The 17,867-nt window shown below is 73.1% G+C and carries 18 protein-coding genes; 3 read left to right on the forward strand and 15 right to left on the reverse strand.

The genetic code is table 11. The features are described 5' to 3' along the window. Positions 1-61: 61 nt before the first annotated feature. The 5 genes from KBY19_RS01175 to paaA are packed head-to-tail and all read right to left on the reverse strand — an operon-like array spanning position 62 to position 3,828. Entirely contained in the window at positions 62-1,138 is a 1,077-nt protein-coding gene (locus tag KBY19_RS01175) for a 2Fe-2S iron-sulfur cluster-binding protein (RefSeq protein WP_210964913.1), read from the reverse strand. 2 nt (positions 1,139-1,140) lie between these two features. After that, positions 1,141-1,779, reverse strand: a complete 639-nt coding sequence (gene paaD / locus KBY19_RS01180; RefSeq protein ID WP_210964914.1) for a 1,2-phenylacetyl-CoA epoxidase subunit PaaD — start codon at positions 1,777-1,779, stop codon at positions 1,141-1,143. Beyond that, positions 1,773-2,495 (reverse strand): 1,2-phenylacetyl-CoA epoxidase subunit PaaC, encoded by a 723-nt coding sequence (gene paaC, locus KBY19_RS01185; RefSeq protein ID WP_210964915.1) that lies wholly within the window; start codon positions 2,493-2,495, stop codon positions 1,773-1,775. Before paaC ends, paaD begins: the two co-directional genes overlap by 7 nt. Further along, the gene (gene paaB, locus KBY19_RS01190; protein ID WP_099882888.1) at positions 2,492-2,776 is read right to left on the reverse strand and encodes a 1,2-phenylacetyl-CoA epoxidase subunit PaaB; all 285 of its coding nucleotides are present in this window, start codon (positions 2,774-2,776) and stop codon (positions 2,492-2,494) included. The genes paaC and paaB overlap by 4 nt, the downstream gene beginning before the upstream one ends. After that, complete coding sequence (paaA, locus tag KBY19_RS01195; protein ID WP_185017622.1) at positions 2,773-3,828, reverse strand: 1,2-phenylacetyl-CoA epoxidase subunit PaaA; 1,056 nt, start codon at positions 3,826-3,828, stop codon at positions 2,773-2,775. Before paaA ends, paaB begins: the two co-directional genes overlap by 4 nt. Positions 3,829-4,062: 234 nt before the next feature. Here paaA and KBY19_RS01200 point away from each other — a divergent pair, with 234 nt between their 5' ends. From KBY19_RS01200 to KBY19_RS01210, 3 genes are read left to right on the forward strand one after another with little or no spacing between them, the layout of a single operon-like run. After that, positions 4,063-4,701 carry a DUF5819 family protein gene (locus tag KBY19_RS01200; RefSeq protein WP_247690461.1) on the forward strand — a complete coding sequence of 213 codons (639 nt, stop codon included), beginning with the start codon at positions 4,063-4,065 and terminating at the stop codon, positions 4,699-4,701. 17 nt (positions 4,702-4,718) lie between these two features. Then, positions 4,719-6,017, forward strand: coding sequence for an HTTM domain-containing protein (locus tag KBY19_RS01205; protein WP_185019448.1), 1,299 nt, complete (start codon positions 4,719-4,721; stop codon positions 6,015-6,017). 9 nt (positions 6,018-6,026) lie between these two features. After that, positions 6,027-6,761, forward strand: a complete 735-nt coding sequence (locus tag KBY19_RS01210) for an RNA methyltransferase (protein ID WP_099882894.1) — start codon at positions 6,027-6,029, stop codon at positions 6,759-6,761. A gap of 27 nt (positions 6,762-6,788) precedes the next feature. On the opposite strand, the gene KBY19_RS01215 is transcribed toward KBY19_RS01210, so the two are convergent. The 10 genes from KBY19_RS01215 to pdhA form a co-directional block, all read right to left on the reverse strand. After that, positions 6,789-7,352, reverse strand: a complete 564-nt coding sequence (locus tag KBY19_RS01215; protein WP_099882896.1) for a bacterial proteasome activator family protein — start codon at positions 7,350-7,352, stop codon at positions 6,789-6,791. Between the two features lie 48 nt (positions 7,353-7,400). Then, complete coding sequence (locus KBY19_RS01220) at positions 7,401-8,570, reverse strand: hypothetical protein (RefSeq protein ID WP_210964916.1); 1,170 nt, start codon at positions 8,568-8,570, stop codon at positions 7,401-7,403. A gap of 175 nt (positions 8,571-8,745) precedes the next feature. Beyond that, positions 8,746-9,729, reverse strand: coding sequence for an NAD(P)H-quinone oxidoreductase (locus KBY19_RS01225; RefSeq protein ID WP_099882902.1), 984 nt, complete (start codon positions 9,727-9,729; stop codon positions 8,746-8,748). 62 nt (positions 9,730-9,791) lie between these two features. Beyond that, positions 9,792-9,959 carry a hypothetical protein gene (locus KBY19_RS01230; RefSeq protein WP_019356801.1) on the reverse strand — a complete coding sequence of 56 codons (168 nt, stop codon included), beginning with the start codon at positions 9,957-9,959 and terminating at the stop codon, positions 9,792-9,794. A gap of 86 nt (positions 9,960-10,045) precedes the next feature. Then, complete coding sequence (locus KBY19_RS01235; protein ID WP_185019449.1) at positions 10,046-11,086, reverse strand: TrkA family potassium uptake protein; 1,041 nt, start codon at positions 11,084-11,086, stop codon at positions 10,046-10,048. A 128-nt stretch (positions 11,087-11,214) separates the two neighbouring features. Continuing rightward, positions 11,215-12,903 (reverse strand): molybdopterin molybdotransferase MoeA, encoded by a 1,689-nt coding sequence (locus KBY19_RS01240; protein WP_210964917.1) that lies wholly within the window; start codon positions 12,901-12,903, stop codon positions 11,215-11,217. After that, complete coding sequence (locus KBY19_RS01245; protein WP_210964918.1) at positions 12,900-13,955, reverse strand: DUF6457 domain-containing protein; 1,056 nt, start codon at positions 13,953-13,955, stop codon at positions 12,900-12,902. The genes KBY19_RS01240 and KBY19_RS01245 overlap by 4 nt, the downstream gene beginning before the upstream one ends. Positions 13,956-13,958: 3 nt before the next feature. Then, a complete protein-coding gene (locus tag KBY19_RS01250) occupies positions 13,959-15,440 on the reverse strand; it encodes a dihydrolipoamide acetyltransferase family protein (protein ID WP_210964919.1) in 1,482 nt (493 codons plus the stop codon). Further along, positions 15,440-16,525 (reverse strand): alpha-ketoacid dehydrogenase subunit beta, encoded by a 1,086-nt coding sequence (locus KBY19_RS01255; protein ID WP_210964920.1) that lies wholly within the window; start codon positions 16,523-16,525, stop codon positions 15,440-15,442. The genes KBY19_RS01250 and KBY19_RS01255 overlap by 1 nt, the downstream gene beginning before the upstream one ends. Next, positions 16,522-17,667, reverse strand: coding sequence for a pyruvate dehydrogenase (acetyl-transferring) E1 component subunit alpha (gene pdhA, locus KBY19_RS01260; protein WP_210964938.1), 1,146 nt, complete (start codon positions 17,665-17,667; stop codon positions 16,522-16,524). Before pdhA ends, KBY19_RS01255 begins: the two co-directional genes overlap by 4 nt. Between the last annotated feature and the right edge of the window lie 200 nt (positions 17,668-17,867).

The following is a 17,867-nucleotide window of genomic DNA, read 5'->3' on the forward strand; positions in this document are numbered from 1 at the left end:
CGAGCATCGGGCTGCGGGGGCTGCGGGGGCTGCGGGGGCTGTGGGGGCTGCGGGAGCTCCCTCATGCGTCGAAGTCGACCTCCACCTTCTCGGTGAGCGGGTGCGACTGGCACGCCAACACGTACCCCGCCTCCAACTCCTCCGGCTCCAAGGCGAAGTTGCGGTCCATATGGACCTCCCCGCCCAGCAGCCGGGCCCGGCAGGTGCCGCACACCCCGCCCTTGCAGGCGTACGGGGCGTCGGTCCTGTTCCGCAGCACCGTCTCCAGCAGGGTCTCCCCCTCCCGCACGGGCCAACTCCCGCCACGCCCGCCCAAAGTGGCGCTCACCGTGGCGGAACCGGACACCGCTCGGGCACCCGACGGCTGCGGCTGCGCCGCGATGGCCGCGTCCGCGTGGAAGATCTCCTGATGGACCCGCTCCCGTGGCACGCCCAGCATCCGCAGCGCCTTGGCCGCGCCCTCCACCAGCCCCAGAGGGCCGCACAGATACCAGCCGTCCATCTCCCGCACCCCGGGCGCGGACAGGAGAGCGGGCAGCAGCGCGGTCAGCCGCTTCTCGTCCAGCCGGCCGGAGGGCAGCCCGCCGTGCTGCTCCTCGCGGGAGAGCGCCGTCACCAGGTGGAAGCGGTCGGGACAGCGGTCCTTGAGGTCGGCGACCTCCTCCAGGAACATCGTCGAGGCCGTGGTGCGGTCGCTGCGTATCAGGCAGAAGCGGGCCTCGGGCTCCCGGCCCAGCAGCGTGCCGGCCATGGACAGCACGGGCGTGATGCCGCTGCCGCCCACCACGGCGGCGAACCGGCCCGGGCGGGGCTCCAGCACGAAGCGGCCCATGGGCGGCAGCGCCTCGACGGTGCCGCCCTCGGTCAGCTCCTTGAGCGCGTACGTCGAGAACTCGCCGCCCTCCACCAGCCGGATCCCCACCCGCAGCGTCGCGGGGCGGGACCGGGCCGGGTCGCACAGCGAGTAGGTCCGGCGGACCTCTTGACCGCGTTCGTCCACCCGCCGCAGCGTGAGGTGCTGGCCGGGCGCGTAGCCGAAGGTCTCGCGCAGCTCGGGCGGGACGTCGAGGGTGAGCGCGGCCGAGTCGTCGGTCAGCCGCTCGACCGAGCGGATGCGCAGCGGGTGGAAGGCAGGCACCCTCAGACCTCCTTGAAGTGGTCGAACGGCTCCCGGCAGGTCGTGCAGCGCCGCAGGGCCTTGCAGGCGGTGGAGGAGAACCGGCTGAGCAACTCCGTCTCCGCACTCCCGCAGTGCGGGCAGCGCACCGGCTCCGGCCCCGGCGCGGGAGGCTGTTGCGGCGACGAGGCCGTATGGCGCGTAGGGGAGAGGCCGACCAGCACAGGACCGGCCGCAGCGGCTCCGGCACGCGGTGGCGCGACACCGTGTTCCGCGAGCTTGCGGCGGCCCTCCTCGCTGATGTCGTCGCTCGACCAGGGCGGGGAGAAGACCGTACGGACCTCGACCTGCTCGGCGCCCGCCTCCTGGCGCAGCACCCGCTCGATGTCGGCCGCCATCGCCTCGATCGCGGGGCAGCCGGTGTAGGTCGGGGTCAGCTCGACCAGCATGTGCCCGGGCTCCGGCTCCGCCACCCCGCGCAGCACCCCCAGCTCGGCGAGGGTGATCACCGGCAGCTCCGGATCGAGGACGGAACCGGCCAGCTCGGCGAGGGACGCCACCCGGGCGGCGCCCTCCGTCGCGGAGCCGTCCGACGTGGAGCTGTCCGGTGCGGAGCCGTCCCGTGCATGGCTGTCCCGTGCGGTGGTGGAGGCGGTCACCATGTCGCCCCCGGGTGGCTGCGGTGCAGATGCTGCATCTCGGCGAGCAGTCGGCCGAACGGTTCGGTGTGCAGCCCCTGGCGGCCCGCCCCGGCGGACCAGGCGCCCTCGCGTGGCCCTTCGGGGACGGTGAGCCCGGCGCGCTCGAAGATGTCGCGGACGCCTGCGCTCCACTCCTCGGCCAGCTCCTGCCAGTCCACCTCCAGGCCCTCGATCGGCTGGAACAGCTCGCCCGTGTACCGCCACAGCGCGTCGGCGGCACGCTGCGTACGGTCGTGGCTCTCCTCGGTGCCGTCACCCAACCGCAGGGTCCACTGCTCGGCGTGGTCGCGGTGGTAGGCCGTCTCACGGACCGCCTTGGCCGCGAGGGGCAGCACCGGGGACAGCCTGGCGTAGAGCGGCTGTTGGTAGGTGGAGAAGAACAGCTGCCGCACGATGGTGTGGGCGAAGTCCCCGTTGGGCTGCTCCACCAACTGGCAGTTGCGAAAGGCACGCTCCTCCCGCAGGAAGGCGATCTCGTCCTCGCTGCCCAGTACGTCCGCGAGCCCGGCGTAGAGCGCGCGGGCCTGGCCCAGCAGATCCAGCGCGATATTGGCCAGCGCCACCTCCTCCTCCAGGACCGGGGCGTGGCCCGCCCACTCGCCGAGGCGGTGGGAGAGGATCAGCGCGTCGTCACCGAGCGGGAGGGTGGCCGGGGTCGGCGGTGCTGTGGACGTCACAGGTTGCGCACCCCTTCCGGGACCTCGTAGAACGTCGGGTGGCGATAGGCCTTGTCGGCGGCGGGCTCGAAGAAGGGGTCCTTCTCGTCCGGCGAGGAGGCGGTGATCTCGGTGGAGGGGACGACCCACAAGGAGACGCCCTCGCTGCGGCGGGTGAACAGGTCCCGCGCGTTGCGGAGGGCCATCTGGGCGTCCGGGGCGTGCAGGCTTCCCGCGTGGGTGTGCGAGAGGCCGCGCCTGCTGCGGACGAAGACCTCCCACAAGGGCCAGTCGGTGCTCATGGCTCACTCCTCGCTGTCCCGGACGCGCCGTCCTGGGACGCGCGAGCCGACTGTTTGGCGGCGTGCGCCGCGGCCGCCTCGCGGACCCAGGCGCCGTTCTCGTGTGCCCTGCGGCGCTGTTCCAGCCGTTGCTCGTTGCAGGGGCCGTTGCCCTTGAGCACCTCTCGGAACTCCCGCCAGTCGATGGCGCCGAAGTCCCAGTGGCCCCGCTCCTCGTTCCAGCGCAGGTCGGGGTCGGGAAGGGTGAGGCCCAGCGCCTCCGCCTGAGGCACGCAGATGTCCACGAAGCGCTGGCGCAGCTCGTCGTTGGAGTGGCGTTTGATCTTCCACGCCATGGATTGGGCGCTGTGTGCCGACTCGTCGTCCGGGGGGCCGAACATCATCAGCGAGGGCCACCACCAGCGGTCCACCGCGTCCTGCGCCATCGCACGCTGTGCCTCGGTGCCCCGGGCCAGTGCCAGCAGCAGTTCGTAGCCCTGGCGCTGGTGGAAGGACTCCTCCTTGCAGATCCGGACCATGGCGCGGGCATAGGGGCCGTAGGAGCAGCGGCACAGCGGCACCTGGTTGGTGATGGCGGCGCCGTCCACCAGCCAGCCGATCGCCCCGACGTCCGCCCAGGTCAGGGTGGGGTAGTTGAAGATCGAGGAGTACTTCTGACGGCCCGCGTGCAGCTTGTCGAGCAGCTCCTCGCGGCTGGTGCCCAGCGTTTCGGCCGCGCCGTAGAGATACAGGCCGTGACCTGCCTCGTCCTGCACCTTGGCCATCAGGATCGCCTTGCGGCGCAGCGAGGGGGCGCGGGTTATCCAGTTGGCCTCCGGCTGCATGCCGATGATCTCGGAGTGTGCGTGCTGGGCGATCTGGCGGACGAGGGTGGAGCGGTAGGCGTCCGGCATCCAGTCCCGGGGCTCGATGCGTTCGTCCGCGGCGACGGCCGTGTCGAAGGCGGCCTGGAAGGCGCTCACGGCCTCCGGGCCGAGCCCGTCGGCGCCAGGCGCCCCGTTCGCTCCCGCAGCCGCCGCGTGCCCGTGCGGCGGCGATGTCACCGGTGTCATGAAGCCCCCTGATCCCTCGGCATCAACCGACCGACCGATCGTTCGGTTCAAGGATGAGTGCGGGTTCCGGGGCTGTCAAGAGCGAATACCACCGGCCGACGGGGCCAGGCGCCCGGGCCCCAGTACCCTCTGAGAGTCTCTGAGGCGGACCGGCCCGGTCATGGGCATGGAGAACATGGGGAGCAGGGGTAGGGCATGGAGCCAGCGGCGCACCAGGCGCCCGGGGGGGAAGGCATGCGCGGGATCGCCGCGCTCTCGCTGCCCGCGCGGATCTTCGTTGCGATATCCGTGGCCGTCGTCACGGTCGGAATCGCGTTCCACGTGGCGATGGTCTTTCTGCAGACGGCCCCGGAAAACACGATCAGCAAGCGGCACGGGGAGCTCGTCGACTCCTACGTCTACCCGGAGTTCGAGCGCAACTGGAAGCTGTTCGCCCCCAACCCTCTCCAGCAGAACGTCGCCGTGCACGCCCGGGCGACCGTCGCCAAGCCCGACGGCGACACCGAGACCACCGGCTGGGTCAACCTCACCGCGATGGACGGCGAGGCCATCCACGGCAATCCGGCCCCCAGCCACACCCAGCAGAACGAACTGCGCCGCGCCTGGGAGTTCTACGTCGACAACCACGACGAGAAGGGCAAGCCCTTCGGGTTGCGCGGTCGGCTCTCCGAGCAGTACGTCAAGCGCATCGTGATGCTGCGCTTCGGACCCGAACTCAACGGTGGCAGCGTCGAACGCATCCAGGTGCGCTCCGTCATCACCCCGGTCGCACCGCCCGAGTGGAGTGACGAGCGGGCCGATGTGAAGCCCCGGTACGCCGTGCAGCCCTGGTGGCAGGTCACCAGCGCCGACCTTCCGGGAGGCGGCAAGTGACGGACGAGGGACGGCACATGGGAGTCGAAGGCCCCCGGGTGCGGATCGAGCGGTGCGTCTCGCGTGGGCTGTCCCGGGTCACCGCACAGGCGCTCGGCCCGTACCAGACGGCGATCGTCCGGATCGGTTTCGGCGCCGCGTGGCTGTTGTTCCTGCTGCGCGAATGGCCGCACCGGCAGGAGCTCTACGGTCCGGACAGCCCCTGGTCCTGGGGGCTGGCCCGGCAGCTGATCGACACCAACGACGCCTTCACGGTGCTGATGTGGTCCAGCAGCGACAACTGGTTCCAGCTCGTCTACGTCGTCGCCGTGGCGGCTGCCGCGGCGGTGCTGGTCGGCTGGCACACCCGGGCCGCCACCGTGCTGTTCATGGTCGGGGTGCTCTCGCTGCAGAACCGCAGCGTCTTCATGGGCGACGGCGGGGACAACATCATCCATCTGATGGCGATGTACCTCGTCTTCACCCGCTGCGCGCAGGTGTGGTCCCTGGACGCGCGCCGGACCAAGCGCGCCGACGGGCACGGCAGTGGCGACGGGGCCGGCAGCGGCGACGGCAGCGGCAGCGGCCCGGTGCGCACCGTCGGCGGCACTGGGGGCGTGGTCCTGTGGGCGGTCTTCGGGGCCGTACTGCTGGGCAGCACCATCGCCGGTGGCTTCAGCCTCGGCTGGGCGCTCTTCTACTGGGCGATGTGGGCCGTGCACGGACTGTGGTGGGCCGTGAACCGGGCAGCCGTACGGGGCGGTGCGGCGGTGCGCGAGGTGCGCGACGTGTGCGACATCCTCGCCAACCTGGCGCACAACGGCGTGCTGCTGGTCATCATGATCGAGGTCTGCCTGGTCTACTCGACGGCGGGCTGGTTCAAGATCCAGGGCACGCGCTGGCAGGACGGCACAGCCGTCTACTACCCGATGAACCTGGACTACTTCACGCCCTGGCCCGAGCTGAGCCACCTGCTGGCGGGCAACGGCCTGATGATCTTCCTGGTCACCTACGGGACCGTCGCCACCCAGGTCGCCTTTCCCTTCACCCTGCTCAACCGGCGCGCGAAGAACGTGCTGCTGACCTTCATGATCCTGGAGCATCTGAGCATCGCCGTCCTGCTCGGGCTGCCGTTCTTCTCGCTGGCGATGATCGCGGCCGACGCGGTCTTCCTTCCGACGGTCTTCCTGGTGTGGCTCGGCCGCCGCACCACCGCGCTCGGCGGCCGGGCGCGGCGCCTGATGCCCGGCGGCGGCCCCAGGCCGCCCGAGCCCGCGCCCGAGCAGCCCGCCGAGGCCCCGAAGGTGCCCGCGCCCGGGCCCGCCTGGCGGTCGTAGGGTGGCCGGGTGACGGCTGAGACGGCGGAGGGCCAGTGGGCGCGGTACGCGGCGGAGGGCGTGCTGCTGGACGGCTTCCACGCGCTGAAACACGCGCTGCGGTTCGGCGCCCGGGTGCCGGTCGCGCTCGCCACCGACCGCCGCGCCGCGCTCGCGCTGGCCGCTGAGCTGGCGCCCGACCTGGTCGGCACGCTCGACGGACTGCTGCGTGAGGTGCCCGGGACGACGCTGGGTGCCCTGGTGCCGCGTCCGCACCCCACAGGAGTCGCGGCGCTCGCGCTACGGGACATCGGCGCTCCCCCGGCGGCGCCCGACCGGGAGGCGCCGCTCGTCGTCTTGGACAACCCGCGCAACCTCGGCAACGTGGGAGCCGTCGTCCGGCTGGCGGCCGGTGCGGGCGCGGCCGGCGTGCTCACCACCGGTGACGTGGACCCCTGGCACCCGGCGGCGGTACGGGCTGGAGCCGGACTGCACTTCGCCACACACGTCGAGCGGCGCCCGGTCCCCGAACTGCCGGACGGTCCCCTACTCGCCTTCGACGCGGAGGGCGACGATCTGCGCTCTGTGACGGTGCCCGCCGGGGCGATGCTGGCCTTCGGCTCGGAGCGGCGCGGGCTCTCCGACCAGCTGCGTGCCCGTGCCGACCGCCTGGTGGCCCTCCCGATGCGCCCCCAGGTCTCCAGCTACAACCTGGCCACCAGCGTGGCGATGGCGCTGTACCACTGGTTGGCCCGGCCGAGCTGACGGACGGCCGGGCCCTGCGGCAGCTGCCTACAGATAGGGGCCACCCGTGCGGTGGTGGGCCTCGTTGGGCTGGCCGGCCTCGTCCGGCACCACACCGGGCGGCAGCGCCCTGCGCATCTGCTCCAACTGGGCGCGAGCCGCCATCTGCTGGGCGAACAGCGCGGTCTGGATGCCGTGGAAGAGCCCCTCCAGCCAGCCGACCAACTGGGCCTGCGCGATGCGCAGCTCGGCGTCGGTGGGGGTGGACTCCTCCGTGAAGGGGAGGGAGAGCCGCTCCAGCTCCTCGATCAGTTCGGGTGCGAGCCCGTCCTCCAGCTCCTTGATCGAGCTGGTGTGGATCTCCTTCAGCCGCGCCCTGCTGGCCTCGTCGAGCGGCGCCGCCTTCACTTCCTCGAGCAGCTGCTTGATCATGCTGCCGATCCGCATGACCTTCGCCGGCTGTTCCACCATTTCCGTCACGGGGACCTCAGCCTGCTCATCGCCCTCGCCGTCGCCACCCTTGGCGCCGGTACCCCCGAGAGCCATCCCGTCCGGGCCCACGACCAGGACCTGCGGGCTCTCCTGCGACTTCTCGTTGCTCGGCTGTGTCATGCCCCCATTTTGCATCCAGCCGACAGCCGACGCCGAGCAGGGCGGACCTCAGTGGCGACGCAGCCGCAGGGCGAGGAAGGCGAGCCCCAGCCCCATGAGCGTCAGCCCCGTTCCGAGCGGCAGTACGGGCAGCACCTGTCCGGACGGCTGCGCTGCGACATGTTCGCCCTGCCCCTCGCCCTCCCCCTGTCCCGTCTCGTCGGACGCGTACAGGTCGTGCTTACCGATCGCCTGGCCGGACGGGCGCGGTGCCACGGGGTTCCCGAAGGAGGAGGGGGGCCGCAGGCCGGACTGCTCGCTCGGGTGGTGGATGCGCTCGCGACGCTCCTTCTCCCGCTGCTGCGTCTGGGCCGACCGGCGCTCGCGTTCCCGCTCCCGTTGCTGCTGCTGCCTGCGCTCCTGTGCTTCGCGGGCTTCGCGGGCTTCGCGGGCTTCGCGGGCCTCGCGGGCTTCCCGTGCTTGGCGGGCCTCGCGGGCCTCGCGGGCTTCCTGCCGTTCGCGCCGTTGCCGCTCCTCGGCGCGCTTCTGCTTCCCCTGCTGCTCCCGCTCCTCCTGACTCTGCCGCCGCTCCTGCTGTTCCCGCTGCTCCTGCCGCGCTTGCTGCTCCAGCCGCTGCTCTTCCCGGCGCTGCCGCTCCCGCTGCTCTTCCTCGCGCTCCAGGGCCTCCCGCTCGTCGCGCTGCTCCTGCTGGGCCTCCCTTTCGGCCTTCTCGCTGTCCTCTTCCTCCTGGCGCATGCCCCACTTCACCTGCGCCTTGTGCCAGGGGCCGGCGCCGGGTGCCCGGGAGCCGGGGCGGTCGGGGAAGGGCAGCGAACTGCTGGAGAGGTTCAAGGAGCGTCCGGGGGCGGACAACGGGGGCTGCGACCCCGCCTGGGGGAGCTCGGGCGGCTCGGGGAGCTCGGGCGGCTCGGGGAGATCAGGGAGCTGGGGGAGTTCGGGGGGCTCGGGGCTGCCCGGAAGCCCTGGGGACTCGGCGAGTCCGGAGCGCCCGGCGAGTTCTGAGAGCTGCGGGTGGTCGGGCGATCGGGGCGGCTCGGGTGCTCCGGGCAGGGGTGCCCAGGTGCGCTCGGGCACCGCTTCGGCCTCCCGGGTCTCCCGGGGGTCCTGAGGCTGCTGGCGTGCCGCATGGTCCCCCGCGGTGGCGACAGGCGCGGGGAAAGCCAGAAAAGCGCAGGCCAACAGGGTGAGGGTGCTGCTCCGTCGCTGAGTGTGCCGCACGACCGTGACCCTTCCGAGCTGGATGGTCCGCAGACCAGACCAGCGTCACACAAAGGGTTAAAGTCGGCATTTCGGACGGGAGGATCGAGTGACGGAGCGAGCGCCCCCGTCCCCGCCCCCGCGTCGCCGGAACGGAACAGGCGAACGAGGGGCGGGTGGAGCCGCGGCGCGGGCCTCAGCCCGCCGTGGTCAGCAGGATCTTGCCGATATGGGTGCTCTCGTCCAGCGTGCGGTGGGCGCGGGCCGCCTCGCGCATCGGCACGGTGCTGTCGATCACCGGGCGCACCCGGCCGTCCGAGAGCAGCGGCCATACGTGTTCGCGTACGGCCGCCACGATCGCCGCCTTCTCGGCCGGCGGCCGGGCCCGCAGCGAGGTGGCCGTCACCGCCCCGCGCTTGGCCAGCAGCGCGCCCAGGTTCAGCTCTCCCTTGGCGCCGCCCTGCATACCGATGACGGCCAGCCGGCCGTTCACCGCGAGAGCCTTGACGTTCCGCTCCAGATACTTGGCGCCCATGTTGTCGAGGATCACGTCGGCGCCCGCCCCGTCGGTCGCCGCGCGCAGCTCCTCGACGAAGTCCTGCTCGCGGTAGTTGATCAGTACATCGGCGCCCAGTTCGGCGCACCGCTGGAGCTTCTGCGGCGTGCCCGCCGTCACCGCGACCCGGGCGCCCACCGACTTGGCGAGCTGGATGGCCATGGTGCCGATACCGCTGGAGCCGCCGTGCACCAGCAGGGTCTCCCCGGGGCGCAGGTGCGCCACCATGAAGACGTTCGACCAGACCGTGCAGGTGACCTCCGGAAGCCCGGCCGCGTGCGTGATGTCCACGCCCTCGGGCACGGGCAGCAGCTGGCCGGACGGCACCACGACCTTCTCGGCGTAGCCGCCACCGCCCAGCAGCGCGCAGACCGCGTCCCCGACCGACCAGCCGGACACGCCGGGGCCGACGGCCGAGATCCGGCCCGCACACTCCAGGCCGGGGTAGGGGCTCGCGCCCGGCGGCGGGTCGTAGAAGCCCTGGCGTTGCAGGACGTCGGCGCGGTTGACGGCGCTCGCCGCGACATCGACGAGGACTTCGCCCTCCCCGGGCTCCGGGTCCGGGACCTCGGCCCAGACCAGCGCCTCGGGGCCGCCGGGTTCGGGAATGGTGATCGCATGCATACGGTCGACGCTACCCGCACCGTCCGCACCTCGGGTCGAGCCGGTCGAGCCGGCCCAGCCGGTCAAGCCGCGTAGGTGAAACGGAGCTTCTGGTCCGGGGTCGGTACGTACGCCTGGTGGCAGCCCGTGCAGAACCAGAACCAGGAGTCCTCCTTGCCGGGCCCCGTCTCGCGCGTGTCCTTCCACAGGAGCCGTTCGGGGCAGTTGGGGCAGGTGGGCGGCGGATCCATGGCGTCATCGTCACGTTTGGGCCCCGCCGCGGCCCCGCCAGGCGCACCACAGTCACCTGAAGGGGTGAGAAGCGCGCGGCTGTCCGCTACCGCAACTCGCCCCTCCCCTCGCCCGGTTCGGGCCGCCGATGCGAGGCGCGGTGGATGACCACCAGCCGGTCGGTGAGCTCCAGGGTGGCGGCCTCGGGATCGTCGAAGGCGAGTATGCGGTGACCACGTACGACGGAGACGACCAGGTCGGGGCAGTCGCGCGGGGAGTTCCCCGCCTCGGCCTTGGTGACGGGGCGTTCTTTGAGATCGAGTCCGGTGCCCTGCTGGATGAGGTCTTCTATCACCGAGCTGGCGTTCGGACTGAGCATCGCCAGGCCCAGCAGCCGGCCCGCGGCACTGGCGCTGGTGATCACCTGGTCGGCGCCCGACTGCCGCAGCAGCGGCGCGTTCTCCTCCTCCCGCACGGCAGCGACGATGTTGATGCGCGGGTTGAGCTGTCGTGCCGTCAGCGTCACCAGCACCGAGGTGTCGTCCCGCTGCGGCGCGATCACGATCTGCTTGGCCCGCTGCACCTCGGCGCGTATCAGCACCTCGCTGCGGGTCCCGTCGCCCTCGACCCCGGCGAACCCCTCCGCGGTGGCCGTCTTGACGGCCTGCGCGTGCGGGTCGATGACGACGATCTGGGCGCGGCCCAATCCGGTCGACAGCAGCGTCTGCACGGCCGAGCGGCCCTTGGTGCCGAATCCGACGACGACAGTGTGGTCGCGCAACGCGGACCTCCAGCGGTTCAGGCGCCACTGCTGACGGGTGCGGTCCGTCAGCGCTTCGAGCGTGGTGCCGATGAGGATGATCAGGAACAGCACGCGCAGCGGCGTGACGACGAGAGCGTTGACCAGCCGCGCGCCGTCGGAGGCCGGAGTGATGTCGCCGTAGCCGGTCGTGGAGAGCGTGACGGTGGTGTAGTAGATGCAGTCCAGGAACGACACGTCGTTGTCGGCGTTGTCCGCATAGCCGTCCCGGTCCAGATAGACCAGCAGCACCGTCACCCACAGGACGACGAGTGCGGCCAGCAGCCGACGGGCGACCTGCCGTTGCGGGCTGAGGTGGGCGTGCGGCAGCAGCACCGAACCCTGCAGCTCCCCCGCGCGGCCCGCCCAGGAGCGGCGCCTTCCGGGGCTGCCCGGCCGATGGCTGTCCGGGCGCCTGTTGTCCGGGCGCCGGTCGTCCCGGCGTCGGTCGTCCGGGCGTCGGTTGTTCGGGCGCTTCACCACGGCAGGTCCACCACCGGTACGTCCGTGCCCGGCGCACCGCCGCCGGGTGGCACAACGGCCAGCGCGTGGCAGGAGGCCACCCCGCGCAGCATGGCGGGACCCGCGTACCGCAGCGGCCGGATACGCGCCCGGATGCCGGATCCCCCGTACCGTACGGGCACCAGCCGGGTGTCGTGCGGATGGCCGGACACCTCGGCACCCAACGTGGCCTCCCGCGGCTCCGGTCCGGTGCGGCCCGCCAGTGCGCGCAGCAGCGGCGCGGCCAGCGTGACGAGCCCGGAGAGCGCCGCCAGCGGGTTGCCGGGCAGGCCGACCAGATACCTGCGCCGCGGCTGCTTTCCGGCGCTCTGCTGCGCTGCCACGGGCCCCAGTGCGGCCAGCAGCATCGGATGCCCCGGGCGGACGCGAACACCGTGCACCAGCAGTCGGGCATCCAGGTCGCGCAGTGTCGACTGGAGGTGGTCGACGGGCCCGCCCGCGGTACCGCCCGTGGTGACGACCACATCGGCCGTCGTGGTGGCCACCGCCTCGTGGAGTGCTTCCGCGTCGTCCCCCAGCAGCCGGGTGACGGTCACCTCGGCGCCCAGGGCCGTCAGCCATGGCTCGACCATCGGTCCGAGCGCGTCGCGGATGCGGCCGTCGTGCGGCAGGCCTCGGTGCAGCAGTTCGTCCCCCAGGACGAGCACTTCGGCGCGTGGGCGCGGCACGGCGGACAGTTCGTCGTAGCCGGCCGCCGCCGCCAGCCCGAGCACGGCGGGTGTGACGGTCAGCCCGGAGGAGAGCAGTTCGTCGCCCGTACGGCACTCCTGACCGCGCGGGCGGATGTCGGTGCCGGGCTGCGGGGGAGTGGCGGTGCGTACCCGGGCACCGGTCCGCTCGGCCGCCTCCGAGCGCAGTACGGCACTGGTGCCCGGCGGGATGCGGGCGCCGGTCGCGATGCGGATCGCCTCCCCGTCGGCCAGCTGCGGCGGCTCGCTTCGGTCACCCGCCAGGATGCCGGGGCGCTCGGTGCCGTCCGGCCGACGGGCCGGCTCCCACGGCCCCGGCCCGGACACCGCCCAGCCGTCCATCGCGGAGGTGTCGAACGGCGGCAGATCGGTCAGGGCACGCAGCGGCGCCGCCAGAGTGCGCCCCAGCGCGTGCCGGAGGGGAACGGTCTCGGTGGGCAGCGCGGTGGCGGCCGAGGACGCCAGGGCGACGGCCTCCGGCCAACTGGGCGGCGGCCTGTGCGCACCGCGGGTGCGGTTTTCCGGCTGCTGCTGCGACTCCCGCTGCGGCTCCTGCTGTGAGGCCCGCGGCGGGACCCGTGCGGAGTGCTGCCGCGGGTCGTACGGGGACCGGCCGCGGCCCTGGGCGGGGTGCTCGGGTGGAGTGGGACCGCCGCTGCCGCCGCCGCCCAGTGCGCTGCCGTCCGCCTGTCCGCCTTCGCCGCGGCGGCCGTGCCCTTCAGGGCCCGCCGCCCGGTCGGAGGGGTGGTCCTGCTGCGCCTGCGCTGTGCCGTCCATCGCGTCACCGGGGCCGCCCGGGTCTCCGGGGCCCTCAGGGGTGCCGACATTGTCGGGGCTGTCGCTCCACTGGATACGGCGGATGCGCTTCAGCCGCGGTGCGGGGGGCGGTTCGGGCCGGGTCCGGCCGCTGTTGGCGAGGGCGATGGCCTCATCGAGTTCGTCGGAGCCGCTCATCGGTCGTCGGTGTTCTCGGACGGGTCGGTGTTCTCGGAGCCGCGGGTGTTCTCGACGCCGTGGGTGTTCTCGACGCCGTGGGTGTTCCGGGGCGGGTCCGCCGTCCCGTTGCCGGGTGGGGCCTCCGTCTCGTCGGCCCAGCGCCGGGCGAGCCGGGTCGCCGCCTCGGCGGCCCGCGCGACGTCCTGCGGCGAACCGCCGGCCTGCGCCGCCGCGTAACCCACCAGGAAGGTGGTGAGCGGCGCCGCGGGGCGGGCGACACCGTGTGCGGCGTCCCGGGCGAGGTCGAGCAGCCCTGAGGTGTCGACGTCGAGCTCGACGCCGAGTTCGGCCTTGACCGCAGAGATCCATTCATCCAGCACGGTCTCATGCTCCCTGATGCGGGCCCTCGCTGTGGCGATGTCGTCCCAGGTGTCGCAGTCCAGTGCGGCGGCGGTGACTGAGGGCGCGGTCACCCGGTGCAGCATCAGCCCTTGCAGCACCATGCGCAACGGCAGACTCGAAACAGTGCCGTACTCGATGTGCAACAGGGCGAGTTCGCGGCGCAGCGGTTCGACACGGTAGGCGGCCAGCAGCGATTGATCGCGCCCGTCGTGCACGATCGTGCCTTCGTACCCGTCCGGCACGGCCACCAGGGTGCGCACCGTCGACGGCGACAGGAAGGGCAGATCCGCGGAGACGACGAGTACCGGGTCCCGTTCCACGGCCGGGCTGTCGGCCGCCGCACCGGCCTGCGCTGCGCCCTGGTGCGCGCTCGACGCCAGCGCGTCCAGCCCCGCCTGGACAGCCGCGAGCGGACCACCGCCGGGTGGCTCCTCGCGGGCCCACAGCACCGGGCGGTACGTCGGTCGGCGGGGGCCCACCACCACCGTGGCCGCCGCGTCGGCACACGCCGTCAGAACGCGGTCGAGCAGCGGTCTGCCGCCGACCGTGACGGCCGGTTTGTCCGCTCCTCCCAGCCGCCTCGCCCCGCCACCGGCGAGAACGAGCGCGGCGTACGGGCGGTCGGGCGGCCCGGCGGCGGGCGGCGGTGGTTCTGGATCCTGCGTCACACCTCAGAGCGTACGGAGCAGTCTGGCCGGTTGCTCCACGCAGTCCGCGACATGGCGCAGGAAACCGCCGGCGACGCCCCCGTCGCACACCCGGTGGTCGAAGGTGAGGGACAGCTGGACGACGCTGCGCACGGCGAGTTCGTCGTCGACCACCCACGGCTTGCGTGCGATGCGGCCGACGCCGAGCATCGCGGCCTCAGGGTGGTTGATGATCGGGGTCGAGCCGTCCACGCCGAAGACGCCGTAGTTGTTCAGGGTGAACGTGCCGCCCGTGAGCTCGGCCGGGGTGAGGGTGCCCGCACGGGCCGCCTCGGTGAGCCGGGCCAGCTCGGCGGTGAGCTGCTCGGCGCTCAACGTGTGCGCGTCGCGGACGACGGGGACGACGAGCCCTCTGTCGGTCTGCGCGGCGAACCCCAGATGCACCTCGGGCAGTACCACGATCTCGCGCGTCTCGGTGTCCACCGTCGAGTTCAGCTCCGGGAAGCGCGCCAGCGCCGCGGTGCACACCCTGCCCAGCAGGGCGAGCAGCGACACGGGCGTCGCGGGCCGCCCGTGGGCCGGAGCGGCGTTCATCTCCCGGCGCGCGGCCAGGAGTTCGGTGGCGTCCGCGTCGACCCAGCAGCTGGCGTCCGGGATCTCGGCGCGGCTGCGCGAGAGCCGTTCGGCCGCCGTACCGCGCATCCCGCGCAGCGGGATACGGCGCTCCTCGCGCCGGGCGGCGGGCCTTTGCGTGGTGCCGGCCCCCTCCCGCATACCGTGCGCGGTGCTCTCCTGTGTGCCGGGTGCGGTGCTCTCCTGTGCGGCCTGCAGGGCGCGCTCCACGTCGGCGCGCAGGATGAGCCCGTCCGGCCCGCTGCCCGCGATCCCGCGCAACTCCAGGCCGTGTTCGCGGGCCAGTCGGCGCACCAAGGGAGAGATCACGGGGACGGGGCCGTCGGCGCTGCCGTTCGCGCCCCGGACGGTCTGCCCGGTGGCCGCTCGGCCCGTCCCGGGGGCGGGGGCGCCCCGGTCGGCGCCGTACCGGGGCTCCTCCCCTGCCCCCGCCCCGGGTGGCCGGGGGGTGACCCGGGGGCGCCGCCCCGGTGCCTGCGCCGTTCCGTAGCCGACCAGCACATTGCCCGAGCCGCCCACGTGCTCCGGCTCCGGTGCGGGGCCCGTACCGCTCCGCTCGGCCCGCCCGGCGGCGTCCGCGGCCCGCCCGGCGGCATCCGGGCCCCGATCGGCGGGCGTCCCGTCGGCCGCGCTCACCGCGACGGTGACCAGCGGCGCCCCCACGGCGACCTCGGCGCCCTCCTCGGCGGCGTGCGAGGTCACCACACCCGCGTAGGGGCAGGGGACCTCCACGAGCGCCTTGGCCGTCTCCACCTCGACGACCGGCTCGTCGACCCGGACGGTGTCACCGACGGCGACCAGCCACCTGACGACCGTCGCCTCCGTCAGTCCCTCGCCCAGGTCCGGCAGGGCGAACTCGCGCACCTCGCCCATCACACGACACCCCCGCCCCGGCCCTCGGCCGAGCCCGGGCTCTCGGTGTAGCCGCTCTCCCACTGGAGCCGGGCGACGGCGTCCAGGATCCGGTCGACTCCCGGCAGATGGTGCTGCTCCAGCATCGGCGGCGGATAGGGGATGTCGAAACCGGCGACGCGCAGCACGGGCGCCTCCAGATGGTGGAAGCAGCGCTCGGTGATCCGGGCCGCGATCTCGCCGCCGGGGCCGGCGAAACCGGGCGACTCGTGCACCACGACGGCCCGCCCGGTGCGCCGTACGGAGGCGGCGACCGTCTCCTCGTCGAACGGCACCAGGGAGCGCAGGTCGATCACCTCCAGGTCCCAGCCCTCCGCACCGTCCTCCCGCGCCGCCTCGGCGGCCTCCAGACAGACCGGTACGGACGGACCGTAGGTGATCAGCGTCGCGGAGCTGCCGCGCCGGCGTACGACGGCCTTGCCGATGCCGGGCACCGCGTCCGGCTCCTGAGGGTTCCAGTCGGCCTTCGACCAGTAGAGCCGCTTCGGTTCCAGGAAGACGACCGGGTCGTCGGAGGCGATGGCGGCGCGCAGCAGCCCGTAGGCGTCGGCAACGGTGGCCGGGGTGACGACGTGCAGCCCGGGGGTGGCCATGTAGTAGGCCTCGGAGGAGTCGCTGTGGTGCTCCACGCCGCCGATACCGCCGCCGTAGGGGACGCGTACCGTCAGCGGCATCGGCATCCGGCCGCGCGTGCGGTTGCGCATCCGCGCGACGTGTGAGATCAGTTGCTCGAACCCGGGATAGGCGAACGCGTCGAACTGCATCTCCACGACCGGCCGCAGCCCGTACATCGCCATCCCGACCGCCGTGCCCAGGATCCCGGCCTCCGCCAGCGGTGTGTCGGTGCACCTGTCGGGACCGAACTGCGTGGCCAGCCCGTCCGTCACCCGGAAGACGCCCCCCAGGGTGCCGACGTCCTCGCCGAAGACGTGCACGTCCGGATCGTCGGCCATGGCGTCCCGCAGGGCGCGGCCCAGCGCCTGCCCCATGGTGGCGGGCTTGCGGTCCACCGCCTGCGCTGCGGGCTGCCGTGTGGCTGTGCTCATCGGGTCTCCTCCCCCGCTGCGAGCTCGGCACGCAGCCGGTCCGCCTGGTCGCGCAGCTGCGGTGTCGGCTCCGCGTAGACGTGCGCGAACAGCTGGGTCGGGTCCAGGGACGGGTCCTGGTGCATCCGCTCGCGCAGCTTCGCCGCCTGCTGCTCGGCCGCCTCCTCGGCTTCCCGTACGGTCGCCTCGTCCAGCAGCCCGCGGCCGCGCAGCTCGTGCTCCAACAGCGTCACCGGATCGTGCGCCCGCCACGCCTCGACCTCGTCATCGGTGCGGTAGCGGGTCGCGTCGTCGGCGTTCGTGTGCGCCTCCAGCCGGTAGGTGACCGCCTCCACCAGGGTGGGGCCGCCTCCCGCGCGGGCGCGGTCCAGCGCCTCGCACAGCACCTCGTGCACCGCCACCGCGTCGTTGCCGTCCACCAGCCGTCCCGGCATGCCGTAACCGACCGCCTTGTGCGCCAGGGAGGGCGCCGCGGTCTGCTTGGCCAGCGGTACGGAGATCGCGAAGCCGTTGTTCTGCACCAGGAAGACGGCCGGTGCCTGCCAGACGGCGGCGAAGTTGAGCGCCTCGTGGAAGTCGCCCTCGCTGGTGCCGCCGTCGCCGACCAGCGCGAGCGCCGCCACCTCGTCTCCCTTGAGCCGGGCCGCGTGGGCCAGCCCGACCGCGTGCGGCAGCTGGGTGGCCAGCGGGGTGCACAGCGGCGCGACCCGCGTACTGGGCGAGTCGTAGCCGTGGTGCCAGTCGCCGCGCAGCAGGGACAGCACCTCCACGGGGTCCAGACCGCGTGCCACGGCGGCCAGGGTGTCGCGGTAGCTGGGGAAGAGCCAGTCGTGCTCGCGCAGCGCGAGCGCCGCGGCGACCTGGCACGCCTCCTGGCCCCGCGACGAGGGATAGACCGCCAGACGGCCCTGTCGGGTCAGCGCGGTGGCCTGCTCGTTGAACCGCCGCCCGCGCACCACGGCTGCGTACAGCCGGCGCAGCAGCTCCGCGTCGGGACCCGAATCGTCCTGCCGGGCCGCCACCCGGGTCCCCAGGACGCGGTACGGCTCGGTGTCGGGCAGCAGCGGCCCGGCGTCCGTACGGGGGCGCCACGAGGGGGGAGGGGCGGGGGCGTAGGCACCTGGCTGCTCAAGGACCGTCATGACGAGCACCTCCTCGTGGGTGGGCTGCGGCGCGGGCAGGCGGGGTACGCCTGACACACCGGCCTCCTGGCGCACCGGCCTGCCGATGGCCGTACCACCGGCAGGCCGGGCCGGTGACCGAGTCGGCCACCCCTACCGATTGTTCGGTCGTCGGCACATTTTGGCTACGGGTGGCCTCCGCCTGTGGACAACTGGTCCGC

Source organism: Streptomyces sp. B15, from assembly GCF_018070605.1.
GTDB lineage: Bacteria > Actinomycetota > Actinomycetes > Streptomycetales > Streptomycetaceae > Streptomyces > Streptomyces smyrnaeus.